This window comes from Pseudomonas sp. Irchel s3a12 (genome assembly GCF_900187485.1).
GTDB lineage: Bacteria > Pseudomonadota > Gammaproteobacteria > Pseudomonadales > Pseudomonadaceae > Aquipseudomonas > Aquipseudomonas neuropathica.
Window position 1 is genome coordinate 245,917 of sequence record NZ_FYDN01000009.1, and the last position, 20,977, is coordinate 266,893.

25 protein-coding genes are annotated in these 20,977 nt (G+C 61.0%); 11 read left to right on the top strand and 14 right to left on the bottom strand.

Going from position 1 to position 20,977, the window contains the following annotated elements; genetic code table 11:
- The 4 genes from CKW14_RS17185 to CKW14_RS17200 form a co-directional block, all read right to left on the bottom strand.
- Window positions 1–265: DUF6124 family protein (locus CKW14_RS17185; RefSeq protein WP_095125742.1), on the bottom strand; the 265-nt coding region annotated here is incomplete at its 3' end.
- 646 nt (window positions 266–911) lie between these two features.
- On the bottom strand, window positions 912–1,391 hold the full coding sequence (locus CKW14_RS17190; protein ID WP_095125743.1) for a GNAT family N-acetyltransferase: 480 nt from the start codon (window positions 1,389–1,391) through the stop codon (window positions 912–914).
- Between the two features lie 13 nt (window positions 1,392–1,404).
- A complete protein-coding gene (locus CKW14_RS17195) occupies window positions 1,405–1,617 on the bottom strand; it encodes a DUF4287 domain-containing protein (RefSeq protein WP_095125744.1) in 213 nt (70 codons plus the stop codon).
- A 223-nt stretch (window positions 1,618–1,840) separates the two neighbouring features.
- Window positions 1,841–2,389: a cytochrome b gene (locus CKW14_RS17200; protein WP_095125745.1), complete on the bottom strand. Its 549-nt coding sequence runs from the start codon at window positions 2,387–2,389 to the stop codon at window positions 1,841–1,843.
- A gap of 209 nt (window positions 2,390–2,598) precedes the next feature.
- On the opposite strand from CKW14_RS17200, the gene CKW14_RS17205 reads away from it, so the two are divergent.
- From CKW14_RS17205 to CKW14_RS17240, 8 genes are all read left to right on the top strand, one after another.
- Window positions 2,599–3,276, top strand: a complete 678-nt coding sequence (locus CKW14_RS17205) for a thermostable hemolysin (protein ID WP_095125746.1) — start codon at window positions 2,599–2,601, stop codon at window positions 3,274–3,276.
- Window positions 3,266–4,747, top strand: a complete 1,482-nt coding sequence (locus CKW14_RS17210) for an AMP-binding protein (protein WP_095125747.1) — start codon at window positions 3,266–3,268, stop codon at window positions 4,745–4,747. The genes CKW14_RS17205 and CKW14_RS17210 overlap by 11 nt, the downstream gene beginning before the upstream one ends.
- The gene (locus CKW14_RS17215) at window positions 4,744–5,418 is read left to right on the top strand and encodes a TenA family transcriptional regulator (RefSeq protein WP_095047431.1); all 675 of its coding nucleotides are present in this window, start codon (window positions 4,744–4,746) and stop codon (window positions 5,416–5,418) included. Before CKW14_RS17210 ends, CKW14_RS17215 begins: the two co-directional genes overlap by 4 nt.
- Window positions 5,405–6,214 (top strand): SDR family oxidoreductase, encoded by an 810-nt coding sequence (locus tag CKW14_RS17220; protein WP_095125748.1) that lies wholly within the window; start codon window positions 5,405–5,407, stop codon window positions 6,212–6,214. The genes CKW14_RS17215 and CKW14_RS17220 overlap by 14 nt, the downstream gene beginning before the upstream one ends.
- Complete coding sequence (locus tag CKW14_RS17225; RefSeq protein WP_095125749.1) at window positions 6,211–6,855, top strand: tetratricopeptide repeat protein; 645 nt, start codon at window positions 6,211–6,213, stop codon at window positions 6,853–6,855. Before CKW14_RS17220 ends, CKW14_RS17225 begins: the two co-directional genes overlap by 4 nt.
- Before the next feature lie 11 nt (window positions 6,856–6,866).
- Complete coding sequence (locus CKW14_RS17230) at window positions 6,867–7,529, top strand: response regulator (RefSeq protein WP_007910671.1); 663 nt, start codon at window positions 6,867–6,869, stop codon at window positions 7,527–7,529.
- Window positions 7,526–8,941, top strand: coding sequence for an ATP-binding protein (locus CKW14_RS17235; RefSeq protein ID WP_095125750.1), 1,416 nt, complete (start codon window positions 7,526–7,528; stop codon window positions 8,939–8,941). Before CKW14_RS17230 ends, CKW14_RS17235 begins: the two co-directional genes overlap by 4 nt.
- A 154-nt stretch (window positions 8,942–9,095) precedes the next feature.
- Window positions 9,096–9,659 (top strand): GNAT family N-acetyltransferase, encoded by a 564-nt coding sequence (locus CKW14_RS17240; RefSeq protein WP_095047435.1) that lies wholly within the window; start codon window positions 9,096–9,098, stop codon window positions 9,657–9,659.
- 49 nt (window positions 9,660–9,708) lie between these two features.
- Here the strand turns inward: CKW14_RS17240 and CKW14_RS17245 are convergent, their stop codons facing one another.
- Both CKW14_RS17245 and CKW14_RS17250 read right to left on the bottom strand, forming a co-directional pair.
- Window positions 9,709–10,782 carry an NAD(P)-dependent alcohol dehydrogenase gene (locus CKW14_RS17245; protein WP_095125751.1) on the bottom strand — a complete coding sequence of 358 codons (1,074 nt, stop codon included), beginning with the start codon at window positions 10,780–10,782 and terminating at the stop codon, window positions 9,709–9,711.
- Window positions 10,783–10,816: 34 nt separating this feature from the next.
- The gene (locus CKW14_RS17250) at window positions 10,817–11,032 is read right to left on the bottom strand and encodes a hypothetical protein (protein WP_095125752.1); all 216 of its coding nucleotides are present in this window, start codon (window positions 11,030–11,032) and stop codon (window positions 10,817–10,819) included.
- Here CKW14_RS17250 and CKW14_RS17255 point away from each other — a divergent pair.
- Entirely contained in the window at window positions 11,031–11,957 is a 927-nt protein-coding gene (locus tag CKW14_RS17255; RefSeq protein ID WP_095047438.1) for a universal stress protein, read from the top strand. The genes CKW14_RS17250 and CKW14_RS17255 overlap by 2 nt on opposite strands.
- Before the next feature lie 29 nt (window positions 11,958–11,986).
- On the opposite strand, the gene arsH is transcribed toward CKW14_RS17255, so the two are convergent.
- From arsH to CKW14_RS17290, 7 genes are all read right to left on the bottom strand, one after another.
- Entirely contained in the window at window positions 11,987–12,682 is a 696-nt protein-coding gene (gene arsH / locus CKW14_RS17260) for an arsenical resistance protein ArsH (RefSeq protein WP_095125753.1), read from the bottom strand.
- Window positions 12,683–12,691: 9 nt separating this feature from the next.
- Window positions 12,692–13,162 (bottom strand): arsenate reductase ArsC, encoded by a 471-nt coding sequence (locus CKW14_RS17265; protein WP_095047440.1) that lies wholly within the window; start codon window positions 13,160–13,162, stop codon window positions 12,692–12,694.
- A gap of 28 nt (window positions 13,163–13,190) precedes the next feature.
- Window positions 13,191–14,474, bottom strand: coding sequence for an arsenic transporter (locus CKW14_RS17270; protein WP_095047441.1), 1,284 nt, complete (start codon window positions 14,472–14,474; stop codon window positions 13,191–13,193).
- Window positions 14,475–14,497: 23 nt separating this feature from the next.
- A complete protein-coding gene (locus tag CKW14_RS17275; protein WP_095047442.1) occupies window positions 14,498–14,845 on the bottom strand; it encodes a metalloregulator ArsR/SmtB family transcription factor in 348 nt (115 codons plus the stop codon).
- Between the two features lie 146 nt (window positions 14,846–14,991).
- Window positions 14,992–15,423: a VOC family protein gene (locus CKW14_RS17280; protein WP_095047443.1), complete on the bottom strand. Its 432-nt coding sequence runs from the start codon at window positions 15,421–15,423 to the stop codon at window positions 14,992–14,994.
- On the bottom strand, window positions 15,413–15,865 hold the full coding sequence (locus CKW14_RS17285; protein WP_095125754.1) for a GNAT family N-acetyltransferase: 453 nt from the start codon (window positions 15,863–15,865) through the stop codon (window positions 15,413–15,415). Before CKW14_RS17285 ends, CKW14_RS17280 begins: the two co-directional genes overlap by 11 nt.
- 74 nt (window positions 15,866–15,939) lie before the next feature.
- Window positions 15,940–16,845, bottom strand: a complete 906-nt coding sequence (locus tag CKW14_RS17290; protein WP_095125755.1) for a LysR family transcriptional regulator — start codon at window positions 16,843–16,845, stop codon at window positions 15,940–15,942.
- Between the two features lie 133 nt (window positions 16,846–16,978).
- On the opposite strand from CKW14_RS17290, the gene CKW14_RS17295 reads away from it, so the two are divergent.
- Together CKW14_RS17295 and CKW14_RS17300 are read left to right on the top strand one after the other, a co-directional pair.
- Complete coding sequence (locus tag CKW14_RS17295) at window positions 16,979–18,631, top strand: GMC family oxidoreductase (protein ID WP_095125756.1); 1,653 nt, start codon at window positions 16,979–16,981, stop codon at window positions 18,629–18,631.
- Between the two features lie 139 nt (window positions 18,632–18,770).
- Window positions 18,771–20,393: an MFS transporter gene (locus tag CKW14_RS17300; protein ID WP_095047447.1), complete on the top strand. Its 1,623-nt coding sequence runs from the start codon at window positions 18,771–18,773 to the stop codon at window positions 20,391–20,393.
- Window positions 20,394–20,448: 55 nt separating this feature from the next.
- Here CKW14_RS17300 and CKW14_RS17305 read toward each other — a convergent pair whose 3' ends face one another.
- A complete protein-coding gene (locus CKW14_RS17305; protein ID WP_093437143.1) occupies window positions 20,449–20,817 on the bottom strand; it encodes a DUF427 domain-containing protein in 369 nt (122 codons plus the stop codon).
- Window positions 20,818–20,977 lie beyond the last annotated feature (160 nt).

Sequence of the window (20,977 nt, forward strand, 5' to 3'; positions counted from 1 at the left end):
TGTCGAGCATGGCGGCGAAGTTGAGGAGCATTTCGCTGGCGGAGCCGAGGGTTTCGCTGGCGTTGGCGAGCAGGGATTCGCTGTTGTACTTGGGGTTGGCGAGGTACATGCGTTCGGGTTGTTGGGTGGTGGCCATTATTTGGCTGGCGGGTTTGAGGTAGTGGTCGAGGGCGCGTTCGGCGGCTTCGTGGAATCGCTTGGAATCGGGGGATTCGTAGGGGGATGTGGGGTCGGTTTCTGGTGGGTTGGGTGTTGGTTTGATCATTGATGAAGCTCCTACGTCAAAAAAAGGAGCCATCACTCTCGCTACCAAACGAGGGTGGCGGCCATGCGCAGGTTGGTAGACCGGGACGTAGAAAACCGGCGCGCCCGAAGACGCCCTGTGCATGACCACCATAAAGCCTTGTCGAAAAGACACTGCGAATCATGATGCTTATGCAATCTACGAAAACTCAGGGCTACCAAACCCGATCACTGTTTTACAGCGACCGACAGACGATAGAGCCCGCGACCTAGACGCACAAGCCGGCGGATTCTGGCTTAGTCGTAGGTAACGGCGCAAGGCGTTGTAGGGTTTCGGTGGTTACTTGAGGCTTCGTTTAAACAGTGGTGGTTTTTACTGTTTATTTCGGTCAGTGGTTGATGGGGTGACTCGGTGGGCGTCTTCGCGAGCAAGCTCGCTCCCACAGGGATTTGTGGTTGAGTTGGGATTGGTGGTGGCTGAGCTGGCGTTATCGCGAGCAGGCTCACTCCTACATGGGATTGAGTCTGGCTTGGGATTTGGGGTGGTTGGGCTGGCGTCTTCGCGAGCAGGCTCGCTCCCACAGGTTTTGTGTTGGGCTTCTGGGTTCGCGGCGGCCGGGCTGGCGTCATCGCGGGCAAGCCCGGCTCCCACAGGAATTGGGGGATGGCTATGGTCGGTGGCGTGTCATGTTGATCAGCGCTGAACGTTTGCCACCCGGCGCCGGGCGTTCTTCGATGGAGAACGGCACGAAGCCGAGTTTTGGGTAAAGCAACAAGCCTGCGGTGTTTTCGTTAAAGCAGGACAGTTGCACTTCCTTGGCCTGGTACTTTTCGAACCCCACTGCGGTCATGGTCTCGACGATGTATCGCGCACCCCCCTGGCCACGGGCATATGGCGCGACGATGACGTTGCCGATGCAGCAGATGCCATCGTGCTCAGCGCGGTAGAAGTTGGCGAAGCCGACGAACTCGCCGTTGGCCAGAAAAGCCGTGGAGTCGAAGCGTTGGCTGATTGCGCTGTGCATCTGTTCTTCCGTCAGCGGGAAGTTGGCTTTCGGGAACATGAAGAACAGCTCTTGTTCGCCTTGGGGAAAGCTGCAGAGGGTGTTGACGTCGTCGGCCGTCACGGGCCGGTGGGTGAAATTCATCGCTGCCCTGCCCTCACTTTTTTCCCGCCAGATGATGCGCAACCAAGGCGTTGGCATGACCGTGGCCCATGCCGTGTTCCTCCTTGAGCCACGCCACCAGTTCCATGTGTTTCTTGTCGCTGATGCCGGCGAGTAGGCTCAGCCAGTGTTCGATGGGCTGGCCGTATTTGTTCTCGATGGAGGGGAAGTACGACGCCGGGCCTTTTACCTTGTTGTCTTCGCTCATGCTGCAAGCTCCCTGTGGTCACGACGGAGGGTCGGCGGACGCTCCTTGTCGGCAGGCCATAGAGTGGACGCGAAGTGCGATTCCGGCAACTGCCCCGCTCTGCCAGACATCCCAAAAACCCTGTAGGAGTGAGCCTGCTCGCGATGGCGTTTGTTCAGTCAACACTTACATTGACTGGACTACCGCTATCGCGAGCAGGCTCACTCCTACAGTGATATCTGCGTTATTCGGTGCGCCCCGGCAGCATCCGCACCAGCGTGTTATCCCGCACCCAATAATGGTGAAACAACCCCGCCAGCGCATGCAGCCCGATCAGCCAGTAACCGGTGCTGCCAATCAGTTCATGCCAGTACTTCAGTTGCTTGGCGAAGTCCGGGTCGATGGCCACGGGTGCCGGGACGTGGAAGCCGAAGTACGGGAACGGTTTGTCGCCCGCCGCGAGCATCAGCCAGGCGAGGATCGGCGTGGCGATCATCAGCCCATAAAGCGCCAGGTGCATCAGGTGCGAGATGCCGGTCTGCCACGCCGGTGGCTTGGGCGTGATCGGTGGGCGTGGGCTGAGGCGGCCGAGCAGGCGGATCCACACGAGGGCGAAGATGCTCGCGCCGAACAGGCCGTGGAAGCCCATCAGCAAGCCGCGTGCTTCGCTGCCCTTGGGCATGTAGCCCTTGATTTCGACGCATGCGTAGACGCCGACGAACAGCGCCAGCATTAGCCAGTGCAGGGTGATTGAGAGTTTTCCGTAACGGGTTACGGCGATGTCGTGGGACATAAGCTGCGCCTCTTGATTGTCGTGAGTGACGGCCGATTCGTTCGACTGCCTCGCTCCGGTTGTTGGGCGAACCGACGGCGTTACCCTGCCCGCCCAGTCTTAAGAGAGTCTGAAGACAGACCCTCACGTTAACCTTTTTTCACCTTCAGACTTCGTTAAGAAATGCCTCCGATACTCGCCTCAAACCTATTGAGGGAGGCGTTCTGCCCATGCCCGATTTTGACTGGAACATCCCCCTGCCCCTGCGCTTCGGTCAAGCCGAAACACCGCAGATGACACTAACCGGCGCGCTGCCCGACGACACTCTGCGAGCGATGTTTGAAAGCTTTATCCAGCAACGCTTTCGCAAGGCCCACGGCGCCGATATCCGCCACTTCATGCCCGAGCTGTTCGGCATGCACAACGGCGACGGCGAGTTGTGCGCCGTGGCCGGGGTGCGTCGCGCGCATCTGGAATCACTGTTCCTTGAGCGCTATCTGGATGAGCCGATCGAGCCGTTGATCAGCGCGGCGGCAGATCGTCCGGTCGAGCGCAGCGCCATCGTCGAAGTCGGCAACCTCGCCGCCAGCGACACCGGCAGCGCGCGCCTGAGCATCATCGCCATCACCTACCTGCTGGCCATGGGCGGCCTGGAATGGGTGACGTTCACCGGCAACATCGGCCTGGTCAACAGCTTCCATCGCCTGGGTTTGAAGCCAGTGACATTGTGCGCCGCTGATCCGGAACGGTTGGGTGACGAGCGTCAACACTGGGGCAGTTATTACGAAAGTAAACCTTGGGTGCACGTCGGCAACATCCGCGCCGGGTTCGTCCATTTGCGCGATATCGGCCTGTTTGCCCGCCTCGGTTTGCCCGGTTCGATTGAAGGAGCCTGTCATGTCGCTTGAACTGCAACGCTTCCAGGAAGCCCTGCGCGACCATGCCCGGCGCAATGACAACGCCACTGCCCTGTGGGGCGACACGCTGAAACTCGATTACGCCACGCTGTACGCCGAGGTGTTGTATCGCCAGGAGCGCCTGCGCGACGAGCAGGCGCAAGTGATTGCGCTGGCGTTGGACAACGGCGTCGACGCGATGCTGTGGGATCTGGCCGTGCTGTTTGAAGGCCTGACCTGCGTGACGCTGCCGCCGTTTTTCAGTGCGACGCAACGCGCCCATTGTCTGCAACAGAGCCAGGCCGAACGGGTGATCGCCGAGCCAGAACTGGGCGCCGAACTGCTCGCGGCTGGTTATGAACAACGTGGCGAGTTCTGGCGCCGCTCGTTCAGTGGCCCCAGTCGCATGCCGGCCGGCACCGCGAAACTCACTTTCACGTCCGGCACCACCGGCACGCCGAAAGGTGTATGCCTGAGCGCCGACAGCCTGCTGCGGGTGGCGCGGGAGCTGGATCAGGCCAGCGAAGCGACCGGCCCGCAGCATCATCTGGCGCTGTTGCCGTTGGCGATTCTGCTAGAGAACCTCGGCTGCTATGCCGCGCTGTATGCCGGCGCCATGCTGAGTTTGCCGAGCCAGAAAACCCTCGGCATTCAGGGCGCCAGCGGCGTCGAAATTCCGCACCTGCTCGGTTATCTCGCCAGCCGTGCGCCGGAGAGTCTGATCCTGGTGCCGCAGTTGCTGTTGTTGCTGGTCAGCGCCGCCGAACAGAAAGCCTTCGACCCGCAAACCCTGTGCTTTGCCGCTGTCGGCGGTGCGCGGGTCTCGGAGGATCTGCTGCACCGTGCGCAACGGGTCGGGCTGCCAGTTTACGAAGGCTACGGCCTGTCCGAATGCGCCTCGGTGGTGTGCCTCAATCGCCCCGGCGCACGCCGCCCCGGCAGTGTCGGCCGACCGCTGCCACATGTTGAAGTGCGGCTGGCCGAGGACGGCGAGGTGCTGATCAAGGGGTCCACATTGCTCGGTTATCTGGGCGACGCGCCGTACGCCGATGAGTGGTGGCCGAGCGGCGATCTGGGCGAGTTCGACCCGGAAGGTTTTCTCTATCTCAAGGGCCGCAAGAAGCACCAGTTCGTCACCAGTTTCGGGCGCAACGTCAACCCGGAATGGGTCGAGTCCGAGCTGACCCAGCGCCGCCACATCGCTCAGGCGTTCGTTTACGGCGAGGCCTTGCCGCATAACCACGCACTGCTCTGGCCACATCGTCCGGACTGCACCGACGCCGAACTGGCCGCTGCCGTCGCCGAAGCCAACGAGGCTTTGCCCGATTACGCCCAGGTGCATCAGTGGACGCGCCTGCCGCAACCCTTCACCGCCGCCAATGGCTTGCTCACCGCCAATGGCCGCCCGCGCCGCGACGCCATCGTCGCGCAGTACCACGCGCAATTGACCGAATCCGCTGTTTCCGAGGAGTCCGCATCATGAGTTTTTTTGACACCCTGCAAGAAGCCACGCAACAGGAACGCCACGAACTGTTCAACCTGCCGATCATCGTCGATGCCCTGCAAGGCAAGGTCAGCCTCGACAGCTATCGGGCGTTTCTCGCGCAAGCGTATTACCACGTGCGCCACACCGTGCCGCTGATGATGGCTTGCGGTGCGCGCCTGCCGACGCGTCTGGAATGGCTGCGCAAAGCGGTGGCCGAGTACATCGAAGACGAATACGGCCACGAGCACTGGGTGCTCAACGACATCGCTGCATGTGGCGGTGATCGTGATGCGGTGCGCGACGGTCAGCCGTCGTTGTCGATCGAACTGATGGTCAGCTTTCTTTACGACCTGATCGCCCGGGGCAATCCGGTCGGTCTGTTCGGCATGGTCAACGTGCTCGAAGGCACCAGCATCGCCCTGGCCACCCACGCGGCGGGCAGCATTCGCGAGCGCCTGGCGTTGCCGGAAACGGCGTTCAGTTACCTGAGCTCCCACGGTTCGCTCGATATCGAGCACATGCAGACCTATCGGCGCCTGATGAATCAGCTGGAAGATCCTGCCGATCAAGCCGCCGTGATCCATGCCTCGAAAGTCGTCTATCGCCTGTACACCGACATGTTCCGTGGCTTGCCGCGTGACGCGGAGGCTCAACATGCAGCTGCGTGATGCGCGGGTGGTGCTGACCGGTGCCAGTGGCGGCATCGGCCTGGCCATCGCCGAAACCTTGTGCGCAGCCGGTGCCCATGTGCTCGCGGTGGCGCGGCATCAGGAGGCATTGCTGCCGTTGCTCAAGCGCTACCCCGACTCGTTGTGCTGGGTCGCGGCTGACCTGACCTTCCTCAGCGATCGGCGCAAAGTGCTGGTCGCCGCCGAAGCCATCGGCGGCATCAACCTGCTGATCAACGCCGCCGGGGTCAATCACTTCGCCATGCTTGAACAGCTCGATGACAGCGACATCAACGCGATGCTGGCGGTGAACATCAGTGCACCGATGTGCCTGACCAAACTGCTGTTGCCGCTGCTCAAGCAGGCCGACAGCGCCATGGTGGTCAACGTCGGTTCGACCTATGGCTCGATCGGCTACCCGGGTTACGCCAGTTATTGCGCGACCAAATTCGCTTTGCGCGGGTTTTCCGAGGCGCTGCGCCGCGAGCTCGCCGACACCCGCGTCAGCGTGCTGTACGTCGCGCCCCGCGCCACGCGCACCTCGATGAACAGCGCCGCCGCACAAGCGTTGAACGACGCACTCAAGGCCAACGTCGACGATCCGCAAACCGTGGCCTCGGCGGTGATCCATGCGATTGCCGGTGATCGTCGCGACCTCTACCTGGGCTGGCCGGAACGCTTCTTCGTCCGCCTGAACAATCTGCTCCCGCATCTGGTGGATCGAGGCCTGCGCAAGCAGTTGCCGCTGATCCGCCGTCTCAGTGAAAAACCTGACCACGAGTCGCCAAAGCCATGAAAAAACTATCCGCATGCCTGTTGCTCGCCGCCTTGAGTCAAAGTGTCTGGGCGCTGGAACCGGCCGACCAGCAACGTCTCGAGGGCATCCAGCAGAGCTGGGCGCACATCCAATATGAAGTGGCGGAAAAACAGCGCGCCGCCGCGTTCGAACAATTGGCCAGCGAAACCAACACGTTCACCACGCAGCGCCCGGCGGTGGCCGAAGCGTGGATCTGGAAAGGCATCGTCACCAGCAGTTGGGCCGGTGCCGAGGGCGGACTCGGCGCACTGGGCAAAGCCAAGGACGCCAAGGCCGATCTGGAAAAATCCCTGACCCTCGACCCCAAAGCCCTGCAAGGCTCGGCCTACACCAGCCTCGCCGCGCTGTATGACCGCGTGCCCGGCTGGCCCATCGGTTTCGGCGACAGCGACAAGGCCGAGCAACTGCTCAAGCAAGCCTTGCAACTAAACCCCAACGGCATCGACAGCCTGTACTTCTGGGGCGATCACCTCTACCGTCAGAAGCGCTACGCTGAAGCCAAAGCAGCCCTGCTCAAAGCCCAACAAGCCGCGCCGCGTCCGGGCCGGGAAAGTGCCGATGCCGGGCGTCGCAAAGAGATCGCCGCCCTTCTGGTGGACGTGAACAAGAAACTCGACTGACAGGAGTCCGCGTGCGTTTATTACTGGTTGAGGATGACGTGGCGCTGGGTGAAGGCATTCATCAGGCGCTGGGCCGCGAGGGTTACACCGTCGACTGGCTCAAGGACGGCAGCAGCGCGTTGCATGCGCTGCTCAGTGAAACCTTCGATGTCGCCGTGCTCGATCTCGGTCTGCCACGCATGGACGGCCTGCAAGTGCTGCGCCGCCTGCGCGACAGCGGTTCGAATCTGCCGGTGCTGATTCTGACTGCCCGCGACGCTACTGAAGACCGTATCGCCGGGCTCGACGCCGGGGCCGACGACTACCTGATCAAACCGTTCGACCTGGACGAGCTCAAGGCACGCTTGCGCGCCCTGTTGCGGCGCAGTGCCGGGCGCGCCCAGGCGTTGATCGAGCATGCCGGCATCAGCCTTAACCCCGGCACCCAGCAAGTCAGCTATCAGGGCCAGCCCGTGGCTCTGACGCCCAAGGAATATCAGTTGCTGCACGAACTGCTGTCACCGCCGGGCCGGGTGATGACCCGCGATCAGTTGATGCAGCTGCTTTACGGCTGGAATGAAGAAGCCGAAAGCAACACCCTCGAAGTGCACATCCATCACCTGCGCAAGAAGTTTTCCACCGACCTGATCCGCACCATTCGCGGTGTCGGTTATCTGGTGGAGGAGCGTCGATGACCTCAATCCGCCGCCGCACGCTGACCTTGATCATCGGCCTGTTGCTGGCCGGCCTCGCAGTGCTCAGCACCTTTAACCTGCACGACAGCAACCACGAAATCGCCGAAGTCTACGACGCACAATTGGCGCAGAACGCGCGCTTGTTGCAAGGGGTGATGCGCATGCCCCTGGCCAGCAAACAGCACGCAGAGCTTTACCAGGCGTTCAACTCGGCGCTGGGCGAAGCGGTGCCGCGCGGCGAGGGTCATCCTTACGAACGCAAAATCGCCTTTCAGGTGTGGAATCCTGCCGGTGATGTGTTGGTGCACACCGCCAGCGCACCGTCCTTCAAGGCGCCGCCGACTCAGCCCGGTTTCAGCGATGTGGTGGATCTGAACAATCGGCACTGGCGCGCCTTTCTCCTTGAAGACAAACAGAACGGCCTGCGCATCTGGGTCGGTGAGCGCGACGATGTGCGCGCCGATCTGGTCGACCGCATCGTCCGTCACACGCTGTGGCCGAACGTGGTCGGCAGCCTGCTGCTGGCAGCGATGGTCTGGCTGGCGATTGGCTGGGGCCTCAAACCTTTGGCGAACATGGCCGAAACCTTGCGCGCCCGCCACAGCGGTTCGCTGGAACCGTTGCAATTGGCGCCGCTGCCCAGTGAGCTGGAACCGATGCAGGCGGCGCTCAACCGTATGCTCGCGCAGATCCAGGAAGTGCTCGGCCGCGAGCGGCGCTTTATCGCCGACGCCGCCCACGAAATGCGTACGCCGCTGGCGGTGCTGCGGGTGCATGCGCAGAACCTGCAGGAGGCCGGCACCGAACAGGAACGCCGCGAATCGCTGGCGTTTCTGATCGCCGGGGTCGACCGCACCAGTCGCCTGGTCAACCAGTTGCTGACCATGGCGCGTCTGGAGCCGAAACCCAATCCGCCGCCGCTGCAACCCATCGACCTCAGCGAAACCGTGCGCAACAGCCTGGTGCAATTGACGCCATGGTTGCTGAGCAAACACCTGGAACTGGCCTTTGAAGACAGCGCCCAGCCGTTCAACATCATGGCCAGCCCCGGCACGATCGACATTGCCCTGAACAACCTGATCACCAATGCTGCGAACTTCTCCCCGGAACACGGCGTGATCACCGTGCTGCTCAGCCAGGCTGAGGGTTTCTATCACTTGAGCGTTGAAGATCAGGGGCCGGGCATCGATGAAACCGACCGGGCGCGCTTGTTCGAACGCTTCTACAGTCGCGGCAATGCCCACGGCGCGGGGCTGGGACTGACCATCGTCAACACCATTGCCACGCAGTTGGGCGGACGGATCACTTTGGTCAACCGCGCGGAGGGCGGCCTTCGTGCGACCTTGTCGATTCCCGACGGGCAACCGCGCCCCGCATCGCAACGCAGCACCCGCGAACCACCTCAGGGCTGAGCCTGTTGCGGAAACAAAAGCATCGCCCGCTAAAAAACAGTGGCCGCGCGTCGGAATCTGATCCAGATCAGCTTCCGGGGCTGACATCGGTGTAGAACAGACTCAGCGCACTCTCCTGCGCGTTGCTCGTTCAGCCCCGATGGAGGCTCATCTCATGCTCACTGTCAAAGACCACAATGACCGCGCGGCGCCGGCCTATGCCGCGCACCAAGGTGAATACTGGATCGAGTCGCTCAAGGATGGCCGCCACGTCTTGATCCGCGCACTGGCCGCCAAGGATCGCGAACGCGAGTACGCGTTTATCAAGCGCTTGTCGCCCGAGTCCCGACACCTGCGTTTTCTCGCGCAGATGAGTGAGCCGGGCACCGCGTTGCTCGATCAGTTGATGGACGTCGATTACAAACAACGCGCGGCCTTCATCGCACTGGTTCACGAAAATGGCGAATTGATCGAGATCGGCATCAGCCGCTACGCCGCCACGGGCGAACAGGACTGCGAATGCGCTGTGACGGTCGCCGATGAATGGATGCACCTGGGCCTGGCCACGTTGCTGATGGAGCACCTGATCAAAGCCGCCCGGCTCAACGGTTTCAAACATCTGTATTCGGTGGATTCGGCCAGCAACACGGCCATGCGCGACCTCGCCCGATCACTGGGCTTTGAAACCCACAGCGATCCTGATGATCCCCATCAGGTCATTCATCGCCTGAGTCTGTAGCGCCATTCCTGCGCCCTGCACCAGTAAACAGTACGGGGCGCATTGCCAATCAAGGCGTGATCGCCACCTTCATCACCCCATCGCGCTGATGCGCGAACAGTTCATAGGCGGCTTCGATATCGTCCAGTTTGAAGTGGTGGGTCACCAGCGGCGACAGATCGACACCACCGCTTTGCACCACCGCCATCAACCGGCGCATGCGCTCCTTGCCGCCGGGGCACAGGGTGCTGACGATGCTGTAATCGCCCAGCCCCGCCGCGAAGGCATCGTAGGGAATGCGCAGGTCCGACGCGTAAACCCCAAGGCTCGACAAGCGTCCGCCCGGGCGTAACACCCGCAAGGCAGACTCGAACGTGCCTTGGGTGCCCAAGGCTTCGATGGACACATCCACGCCGCGCCCGTCGGTCAACGCCATGATTTGCTCGACCACGTCGCCATCCTTGAAGTTGACCACATGGGTCGCACCCAACTGCCGCGCGACGCTCATGCGCTCGGCCACCGCGTCGACGCCAATGATCACGCTCGCGCCCTTGAGCCGCGCCCCGGCCACCGCACACAGGCCGATCGGCCCCAGCGCGAACACCGCAACGCTGTCGCCGATACTGACTTCACCACGTTCGGCGCCGGAGAATCCGGTGGACATGATGTCCGGGCACATCAGCACTTGTTCGTCACTCAGCCCGTCGGGGATCGGACACAGGTTGGCCAAGGCATCGGGCACCAAGACGTACTCCGCCTGGCAGCCATCGATGATGTTGCCGAATTTCCAGCCGCCGGTGGCGCGAAAGCCGTGGCGAGTGTCCGGCCCGTCCTGGGAGCCGCAGCCACACAGGCAGGCGTAGCTTTGGCCGCTGGGGGTGATGGCGCCGGCAATCACCCGTTGGCCTTCGAAAAATCCGCGCACCTGTGAGCCGAGTTTCTCGATCACGCCCACCGGTTCGTGACCGACGGTCAAACCTTTGGCCACCGGATACTCGCCACGCAGGATATGCACGTCGGTGCCGCAGATCGTCGTGGTGGTGATACGCACCAGTGCGTCCAGCGGGCCAACCTCGGGGATCGGTTTTTCATCCAGCACGATGCGATTCTTTTCGACGAATATCGCCGCTTTCATCATGGCCATGATCAAGACTCCTGTGCAGGTGTTTGCAGTGAGTTCAGCACCTTTCCAAGGCTGCGCCGAACTGACCGACACAAGGTTGATAACGATCAATCAATGCAGGATTGCGCCCGCCGTTACCGCCCGTCGGGCGCGGGCGTTGCTCGGCTGCGTCATTGACAAAGATCAAGCCGCGCCCGGCGGCACGGAGCAACATGAACTGACGCCGTTGCGTCTGGCCGGCCAATGCCGCTACCCACAGGAGATTCGTCATGTCCGAGCAAGCACGTTTCATGCTGGTAGCTTCACCGCTGATGAAACACAGCCCTGCGTTCGATCGGGCCGCTGCCCTGGCCAAGGCATCGGGTGCGGCGCTGCATATCGTGGCATTCGATTACCTCGAAGGGCTGGCGACCGCCGGATTGGTCAACGAGCAGGCCCTGGAACAGATGCGCCTGGGTTATGTCGAGCGCCACCGCCAATGGCTGGAGGACCAGGCCCGGCCCATGCGCCACCTCGGCGTGACCGTGACCACGGAAGTGGTGTGGGTCGACAATCCGTTGCGTGAAATCCAGATTCACCTCAAGGAGCAGCCGATGGCCCTGCTGATCAAGGATCTGCAGCACGCCTCGTTCATGTCGCGATTGATGTTCACCCCGCTCGATGTTCATTTGCTGCGCGAATGCCGGGTGCCGCTGCACTTTGTCAGCCATGTTCAGCATGCCCGGCCTCGGCGGATCGTCGCGGCGATTGATCCGTTTCATCGCGACGAGCAATACGCTGACTTCAACGACCGCATCCTGCGCGAGGCCGCGAAACTGGCCAGCCTCTGCGATGCCGAACTGGATGTGATCTACGCCTACGACCTGTCATCGATCAGCGCCGACGAGTTCGGTTTTGGCAACGCCTCGACGTTTTTTACCCCGGGCAAGGCGAAAACCCTGTTCGATGCGCAAGGTGATGCATTCCGCGAACTGGCCGAGCGCAACGGCATCGCGCCGGAACGCCAGCACATGATCATGGGCAATCCGGCCAAAGTGCTGTGCAGCTACGCCGATGCCTATGACATCGACGTGATCGTCATGGGCCGGATCGGTCATCGCGGCCTCGGTCGGTTGATCGGCAGCACGGTGGAACAGTTGCTGTACAAAATGCCCTGCAGCGTCTGGGTGGTGTCACCGCAAGTACTGGTCGACTGAACGCAGCCGTCCCTCGCCGAGGGACGGCCTCAGATCGAGCGCTGATTGACCCGCGCCATCAATTGCTCGGCACTTTCCTTGCGCTCGGAGTAACGGTCGACCAGATGCGCCTGTTGATCACGCAGCAGCACGGTGAACTTCACCAGTTCTTCCATTACATCCACCACACGATCGTAGAACGGCGACGCTTTCATCCGCCCGGTGTCGTCGAACTCCATGTAGGCCTTCGGCACCGAGGATTGGTTGGGGATGGTGAACATGCGCATCCAGCGGCCCAACACGCGCAACTGGTTGACCACGTTAAACGACTGCGAGCCACCGCAGACTTGCATTACGGCCAGGGTTTTACCCTGAGTCGGGCGCACGGCGCCGAGTTCCAGCGGCACCCAGTCGATCTGCGCCTTGAACACGGCGGACATCGCGCCGTGCCGTTCTGGCGAACACCAGACCTGGCCTTCCGACCACAGCACCAGCTCGCGCAGTTCCTGCACCTTGGGATGGTCGACCGGAACGTCGTCGGGCAGTGGCAGACCGGACGGGTTGAAGATGCGCGTTTCAGCGCCGAAGTGTTCGAGCAGACGTGCGGCCTCCTCTACCAGCAAACGGCTGAAGGAGCGTTCGCGGGTCGAGCCGTAGAGCAGCAGGATGCGCGGTTTGTGCGCGCCCGCTTGCGACGGTTTGGCGTTATCGAACAGATTGAGATCGAGGTTGGGCAGTTCGGACATAAATCCTCCTTAAAGCGTGCCGACGCGGTCGAGCTCAGCCTTGAGTTGATCGCGGCTGAGCGAGTGGAAAGGCAGATCGAGGAAGGCCTGACAGCGTTGGCCGATGCGCATAAGGGTGGCGTGAAAAGCCGCGTCGACAGTGGCTTCGTCGCCCTTCACTTCGGACGGATCTTCCAGCCCCCAGTGGGATTTCAGCGCCGGGCCGAAATACACCGGGCAAGTCTCGCCAGCGGCTTTGTCGCACACGGTGATGACGATATCTGGCGGGTTGCTTTCAAAAGCGTCGTTGCCTTTGCTGTGCAAACCATCAATGGCGATGCCGGCCTGTTGCAGCGTCGACAGGCTGCGCGGCAAGACCTGACCTTTGGGAAAACTGCCGGCACTCACCGCTTCGAATCCCGCTGGCGCCAGATGATTGAACATGGCTTCAGAGAGGATGCTGCGGCAGCTGTTGGCCGTGCACATGAACAAAACTCGCATGGATTGCTCCTACCGCTTTTGGCGGACATCAAAGGCTCAGGCGCAGTGCCAGGGCCGAAAGAGTGATCAACAGAACCGGAAGGGTCAGCAGAATGCCGACCTTGAAGTAGTAGCCCCAGGTGATGCGCAGACCTTTGCGTTCCAGCACATGCAGCCAGAGCAACGTGGCGAGGCTACCGATGGGGGTGATTTTCGGGCCGAGGTCGCAGCCAATGATGTTGGCGTAGATCATCGCTTCGCGAACGAGCCCTTGGGCGTCGCTGGCCTGGATCGACAGCGCACCGATCAGCACGCTGGGCATGTTGTTCATCACCGATGACAACAGCGCGGACAGCAGGCCAGTGCCGAGGGTGGCACTCCATAAACCTTGCTCGGCCAAGCGGTCGAGGACGACGGCCAGCAGGTCAGTCAACCCGGCATTCTTCAGGCCATACACCACCAGATACATGCCCAGCGAGAACACCACGATCTGCCACGGTGCATCGCGCAAAACCCGTCGGGTAGCGATCTTGTGGCCCTTGGCAGCGACCGCAAAAAGGATCGCCGCACACACTGCCGCGACGGCACTGACAGGAATCCCCAGCGGTTCCAGTGCGAACAGTCCGACCAGCAGTATCAGCAGTGTCCAGCCGCCGACCACGAAGGTGGCGTGGTCGCGAATCGCTGCTTTGGGTTCCTGAAGCGCCTCAACCGGGTAGCGCTGTGGCACATCGCGCCGGAAGTACACAAACAGCACCAGCAACGTCGCCGCGACACTGACCAGACTCACCGGCACCATCACCGATGCGTATTCGGCAAAGCCCAAGCCGAAGTAGTCGGCGGAGACGATGTTGACCAGATTTGATACCACCAGCGGCAGGCTGGCCGTGTCGGCAATAAACCCGGCGGCCATGACGAATGCCAACGTCGCCGCCGGTGAAAAGCGCAGCGCCAGCAACATCGACATGACAATGGGTGTGAGGATCAGCGCCGCACCGTCGTTGGCGAACACCGCCGCCACCGCCGCGCCGAGCAACACGCAGAACGCGAACAATCGATAACCACTGCCCTTTGCCCATCGTGCAACGTGGAGTGCCGCCCATTCAAAGAAGCCGGCTTCATCCAGCAGCAGGCTGATGATGATCACCGCGATAAACGTGGCGGTGGCGTTCCAGACGATGGCCCACACTGTGGGAATGTCCTGCAGCGAAACGGCACCGACAGCCAGGGCGATCAGGGCACCGAACGTGGCGCTCCAACCGACGCCTAATCCTTTGGGTTGCCAGATGACGAGTACGAGGGTGAAGACGAAAACAGCGAAAGCCAGCAACATGTCAGAACTCTCTAAATCCGGATTCAGCAGCAGGCGGCTTCGCGCACCGGACGCCCGTCCATGTTCTGCAGGCGGGCGGCGTTGTCCTTGAGCCAATCGGCGTTGGCTTTGGACGTCACTTGCAGAATCTCGCGCACCCACGCCGGCAGCTCCGGATTGAGCCGGTAATAGACCCACTGGCCCTGACGGCGATCGAGCAGCAAGCCATTGCTGCGCAGTTGCGCGAGGTGGCGGCTGATTTTCGGTTGGCTGTCGTCGAGCGCACACATCAGCTCGCAGACGCAGAGTTCACCTTGATCGGAAATGAGCAGCATGGCGCGGACACGGGTTTCGTCAGCGAGGCTCTTGAAGACTTCGGTGGGAGTGATCATGGAATGGGCTCTGCACATATGGAAATTCGAATATACGGATATCCATATATTAATCAACCCCAAGAATTTCCTTTTTGCCAAAGCGCTGTAGAAGGCACACTTCAATGCCGCACGCAACGTCATTCCTGCCAGCCCTGCAAACGGGACTACAGGTGCGTGTCCACCGGCGCGACGATCTCTACTTTGATCTTGTCCGGATCCTCACAGTAGAGGGCGTAGTGCTCCGGGCCGCCGGCGTGCGGATAGGCGCTCTCGTAGAGAAGACGAAAACCGGACGTTCGCAGCCAATCCGCCATTTCATCCACTTGCGCCTGTGAACCCGCCTGGAACGCCAGATGATTCAAGCCCACGCCCCGGCGGTTAAAGCCCTGTTGCAGATCGCTTGCCTGAACGAACACCAGGTAGGTGCCGTTGAGAATAAAGCTGCGCCCGGCGGGCCAGTTTTGATGCTGCGTATAACCCAGCATCAAGAGCAACGGCTGCCAAAAGCGCAGCGAGACTTCCAGCGATGAGACGTTGATTTCAACGTGATGAAGCCTGCCGGTTTTGGGTGTACTGCCCAGATCGCTATTGGTCATCGGCGGCATTTCCCTGGGTTGCGCCAAGGGTTTTCAACAGCGTATGACGACTCCACGGGCCGCAGTACTCAGGCACGTGCGCGATCAATCGGTAGCCGCAGCGGGTGTACCAACGGGCGACGTCGTCATCCAGCGTTTCGATCAAGGCATCCACGCACGCCCTTTCAACGGCCAGCGCCTCAAGCTTGTGCAACGCCTGAGTACCCAGCCCGGTTCCGCGCCATTGCACGTCGATCCACAGGTAATTGACAAACAGGCGCCGGAATTCGGTTCTGCCGGTAGCGCCGCCGATCAGTGTTCCCTCCTCCATCAGCGCACAGGCGATGGCTTCAGCGTGCCCGCCGCGAGCCTCAGACAAGGCTCGGCCATGCCGTAAGACGCCGTCACTGATGGCCTTCAAGGTGTCCGCATTGATGTCGCGAACGCTAAGCCATTCCCTCATTGCTGCTCTCCATTGCCAAAGGCTTTGAAGCTATTCAAGCAAAAGCGGCGCCAACAGCAGCACAGCCAAAAGGATTAATGGATGCCGGCCTGCGATCTGCCCAGCAACAACCCCTGCTCCGCTTCACATAACCCCACCACATAATCCCAGACCACCCGCAGCCGCACCGACTTGTGCAACTCGCGCCGCGTACTGATCCAGTAACTACGCTCGATGCTTTCATCCGGCAGCAACGGCACCAGATCGGGATCCGACTCGGCCATGTAGCAAGGCAACACCGCAATGCCCAATCCCGACCGCGCCGCCTCCTGCTGCGCGATGACGCTGGTGCTGTGAAACACAACCCGAGGGCTGCGACAGAAACTGTTGAGAAACATCAATTCCTGGCTGAACAGCAAATCGTCGACATAACCGATCCACGCATGCCGCCCAAGGTCCTCGCGGCTGTGCAGGGGCGGGGCTTTATCGAGATAGCGCTGGCTGGCGTACAGCGCCAAGCGATAGTCCGTGAGCTTGCGCGTGACCAGCATGTCCGCCGCCGGGCGCTCCAGGTGAATGCTGATTTCCGCTTCACGGTTGAGGATGCTGACAAAGCGCGGCACCGCGACCAACTCTACTTCCAGACCTGGATAACGCTCGAACAAGCCGATCATGCGGCTGGCGAGAAACTTGATGCCAAGTCCTTCGGTGACACCGACGCGAATCTTGCCCAGTGGCGCAGTGGATTGGGTGATCTCTTCCTGCGCCAGCAACGCAACGTTTTCCATCGCTTCAGCATGTTTAAGCAGCGCCTCCCCCGCCGGGGTCATTTCGTAGCCTTGGGCGTGCTGGACGAACAGCGCGGTGCCGAGGCTTTTTTCGATGGCTTCGATATGGCGGGCGACGGTGGCGTGGGTGGTGTTGAGGCGGCGGGCGGCGGTGAGCAGGCGGCCGCTGCGTTGCAGCTCGAGAAAAAACCGCAGGTCGTTCCAGTCGAACATGGCGTGTCCTTGTCGGCTATGGTCAATGCAGGCTGTTTAAAAACGCACAGCGGCTGCGCAAAAACTAACATTCTTTTAACGAAAGCTAACAACTAGAGTGTCCGACAATAAAAACAAAAAGCGAGGTCAGGGAATGCAGACTTCCCTCGATGAATACGACTACATCGTGGTCGGCGCCGGCCCTGCCGGGTGTTTGCTGGCCAATCGGCTGTCGGCAGATCCGCAGCAGCGTGTGCTGCTGCTTGAAGCCGGCGGGCGCGACAACTATGCGTGGATTCACATTCCTGTCGGTTACCTGTTCTGCATCGGTAACCCGCGCACCGACTGGTGCTTCAAGACCGAAGAACAACCGGGCCTCAACGGCCGCGCGCTGAGCTATCCGCGCGGTAAAGTGCTGGGCGGTTGTTCGTCCATCAACGGCATGATCTACATGCGCGGCCAGGCCAACGACTACGATGGCTGGGCGGCCGAGGGCAACCCGGGTTGGGCCTGGAACGACGTGCTGCCGCTGTTCAAACAAAGCGAAAACCACTTTGCCGGTGCGGCTGAATTTCACGGCGCCAAGGGTGAGTGGCGGGTCGAGCAGCAGCGTCTGTCGTGGCCGATTCTGGATGCCTTTCGCAGTGCGGCTGAGCAAAGCGGCATCGCCAGCATCGACGACTTCAATCAGGGCGACAACGAGGGTTGCGGCTACTTCCAGGTCAATCAGAAATCCGGCGTACGCTGGAACGCAGCGAAGGCATTTTTGAAACCGGTGCGCGACCGGGCGAATCTGACAGTGCTGACCGGGGTTGAGGTGGATCGGGTGCTGCTCGAAGACGGTCGCGCCTCGAAAGTCAGCGCGCGTCACGAAGGTCAAATCAAACAGTTCAAGGCACGCAAGGAGATCGTCCTGTGCGCCGGCGCGGTCGGTTCGCCGAGCATTCTGCAGCGCTCCGGGATTGGCCCGCGTCCGCTGCTCGAGCGCTTGGGCATCGGCGTGATTCATGAGCTGCCGGGCGTCGGCGGCAATCTGCAGGATCACCTGCAACTGCGCCTGATCTACAAACTGGAAAACGCCCGAACCCTCAACCAGATCGCTGGCAGCGTGTGGGGCAAGATGGGCATGGGCCTGCGTTATCTGTATGACCGTAGCGGGCCGCTGTCGATGGCGCCGAGTCAGTTGGGCGCGTTCGCGCGGTCGGGGCCGGAGCAGACTTCGGCGAATCTGGAATATCACGTGCAGCCTCTGTCGCTCGAGCGTTTTGGCGAGCCGCTGCACAGCTTTCCGGCGTTTACCGCGTCGGTGTGTGATTTGCGTCCGCAGAGTCGTGGACGCATCGACATTCGTTCGGCGGATCCGCAGGAGGCGCCGTTGATTCAGCCCAACTACCTCAGTCATCCAGAGGATTTGCGCGTCGCGGTTGATGCGATTCGCCTGACCCGGCGCATCGTCAGCGCCCCTGCCCTGCAAGCGTTCAAACCGGTCGAGTATCTGCCCGGCGCCAGCCTGCAAAGTGATGAAGAGTTGCAGGAAGCGGCGGCGAAGATCGGTACGACGATTTTCCATCCGGTTGGCACCTGCCGCATGGGCAACGACGCTGAGGCGGTGGTCGACGCACAGCTGCGCGTCCACGGCGTGCCCGGTTTGCGCATCGCCGATGCCTCGATCATGCCGCGCATCACCTCGGGCAACACCTGTTCGCCTACGCTGATGATTGCCGAGAAGGCTGCACAACTGATCAGCAATTCCCAAGCTGTAAACACAACCCCTGTAGGAGTGAGCCTGCTCGCGACGACGGAATAACATTCAACATCTGCGTTGGCTGATACACCGCTATCGCGAGCAGGCTCACTCCTACAGGGGACCGCGTTTAATTCAAGGCATCACCCGGACACGCAACACCAGTGGAACAACAAAAACAATCACTGTGAGGGATACCGATATGTCAGAACACGTTCAGCCGCTGGACGCCGTGCGCAGCGCGGAGACCAGCCCGGATACACGCAAAGTCATCTTCGCTTCATCACTCGGTACGGTGTTCGAGTGGTATGACTTCTTCCTCTATGGCGCCCTCGCGGCGGTGATCAGCAAGCAGTTTTTCGCCGGGGTCAACGACACCACGGCGTTCATCTTTGCGCTGATGGCCTTCGCCGCCGGCTTTATCGTGCGGCCATTCGGGGCCCTGGTGTTCGGTCGGTTGGGGGACATGATCGGGCGCAAATACACCTTTTTGGCAACGATCATTCTGATGGGCGTGGCGACCTTCTGCGTCGGCCTGCTGCCGACCTACGCCAGCATCGGCATCGCCGCGCCGATCATTCTGGTGGTGCTGCGCATGCTTCAGGGCCTCGCGCTCGGCGGTGAATACGGCGGTGCTGCGACTTATGTGGCAGAACACGCGCCAATCGGCAAACGCGGTTTCCACACCAGCTGGATTCAGTCCACCGCCACTCTCGGCCTGTTGCTGTCGCTGCTGGTGGTGCTCGGTTGCCGCTACTTCACCGGCGATCAGTTTGAGGTGTGGGGCTGGCGTATTCCGTTCCTGCTGTCGATCGTGCTGCTGGGCATTTCCACCTGGATCCGCCTGAGCCTGCACGAGTCGCCGGCGTATCTGAAAATGAAAGAGGAAGGCAAAACCTCGAAAGCGCCGATCCGCGAATCCTTCGGCAAATGGGAAAACCTCAAAGTCGTGTTGATCGCCCTGTTCAGCATCAACGCCGGGCAAGCGGTGACCTTTTACGCCGCGCAGTTTTACGTGCTGTTCTTCCTGACCCAGTTCCTGAAAATGGATCCGGCGGTGGCCAACACCTTGCTGATCATCAGCGTGGTGATCGGCGCGCCGTTCTTCATCTTTTTCGGCTGGCTGTCGGACAAGGTCGGCCGTAAACCAGTGCTGATGCTCGGCTTGCTGCTGGCCACGGCGCTGTACTTCCCGATCTTCAAATCCCTCGCGCACTACGCCAACCCGGCGATTGATCAGGCCAGCCGTCAGGCACCGATCACCGTACTGGCGGATCCGGCGACCTGCACCTTTCAGTTCGACCCGGTGGGCAAAGCCAAATTCGACAGCCCGTGCGACAAGGTCAAAACCTTCCTGGTCAAACAGGGCCTGCCCTACTCCAGCGCCGCCGCCCCGGCCGGCAGCGCCGTGCAAGTGAGCGTCGGCGACGTCAAACTCGATGGCTTCGACGAGGCCGCACTGCGCGGCGCGATCACCCTGGCCGGCTACCCGCAACAGGCCGATTTGCAGCAGATCAACAAGCCAATGATCGTTGCCCTGATCGTGGCGCTGATCATCATCTCGGCCATGTGCTACGGCCCGCTCGCGGCGCTGATGGTCGAACTGTTCCCGACACGCATTCGCTACACCTCGATGTCGCTGCCATACCACATCGGCAACGGCTGGTTTGGCGGGTTTCTGCCGACGGTGTCGTTTGCGCTGGTGGTGTACACCGGGGACATCTTTTATGGGCTGTGGTATCCAGTGCTGATTACCGGGGTGAGCCTGGTGGTGGGGATGATCTGTTTGCGTGAGACGAAGAATATAGATCTCGACAAGAACTGAAACTCAACCTGACAACTCAATCGGCGAGGGCTTTGACCCTCGCCGTTTTTTTTGCTCAGGCATCAGCCTTGATCACTTCGAACTTCACCTGATCCGGATAAAACGCCACGTAGTCCTTGATCGGACCAACCGAGATTTTCGGTTTCTCATAAGTCCACACCGCATTCGCCCCTTCATGCCCCGGCACTTGCAGACTGAAGTAATTGGCGTCGCCCTTGTACGGGCAATAACTGGTGTGATCGGTGCGGGCGAAATACTTTTCGTCGATGTCTTCGCGGGGGACGTAATAGACCGGCGGGTAGTTGGCTTCGTTGAGGATCAGTACGTGGGACGAGGCCGCGACCTGGATGCCGTGGAATTTCACTATCAGGCAGCCGGGAAGTTGTTCGAGGGCAATGACGGGACTAGGGCCGGAGCTTTTCATGGGGTTCTCCTGGATACGGCGAAGAGACCGGTTCAGGTATAGCTCATTGGTTCTGGTTGGGGTGGGTTTGCAGCCGAACGGCCCTTCAACATCAAAAGCCCCTCACCCCAGCCCTCTCCCAGAGGGAGAGGGAGCCTACCGTGTTGTTTTGCGTTCAACA